Source organism: Allochromatium palmeri, from assembly GCF_009720725.1.
GTDB lineage: Bacteria > Pseudomonadota > Gammaproteobacteria > Chromatiales > Chromatiaceae > Thermochromatium > Thermochromatium palmeri.
Genome location: NZ_WNKT01000154.1, coordinates 1 through 684, shown reverse-complemented (window position 1 = coordinate 684; position 684 = coordinate 1). Strand labels below are relative to the sequence as shown.

Sequence of the window (684 nt, the reverse complement as noted above, 5' to 3'; positions counted from 1 at the left end):
CAATACGCTGCTCGCCAGCGGCGGCACCCTGCGCTACACCCTGACCCTGACCAACCCGAGTGGTCCGAATGTCGGCACCGGCTATGACGTGGTCATCAGCGATCCGCTGCCGAGTGGCATCACGAGCGCCAGTGTGGTCGATGCCTCGCCGACAGCGCGTGGTGGCGTCACCGGCGCCAGTTGCGCCATCACCGGCGACACGCCGCCGACCCTCAACTGCGCGGCGGCCGTCTTCCCACCGGATGGCCAGCTGGTTGTCGTCTACGACGCCGTCACGACAGACGCCCTGACACCGGGCGCTACGCTGAACAACGCCGCCCTGGTCACCTGGACCAGCCTGGCCGACACCAACGCCGATGAGCGCACCGGCAGCGGCACCAGCCCGAACGACTACCGTACCAGCGCCAACCGTTCGGTGCTGATCGGCACCCCGGCGCTGGTCAAATCGATTCTCACGCCCCAGACTCGCTACGCCATCGGCGACGAGGTCAGCTATCAGGTCGTGCTGTCGATTCCCGGCACCCTGAGCAACGCCGTCTTCGCCGACATCTTGCCTGCCGGGCTGACCTATGTCGCCGACACGCTGAGCCTTGACTATGGAACCGGACTGAGCGCGACCAACGCCCCGAGCACCTTCGTCCGAACCGACGACACGCCCGAAGCCGGCCAGGAAACCCTAGCGTT

At 67.0% G+C, this 684-nt stretch carries 1 protein-coding gene; it reads left to right on the top strand.

Annotation, left to right across the window (positions count from 1 at the left end):
* Positions 1-684, top strand: a 684-nt coding sequence (locus tag GJ668_RS19900; RefSeq protein WP_155451810.1) for a hypothetical protein, incomplete at both ends; no start/stop codon positions are given.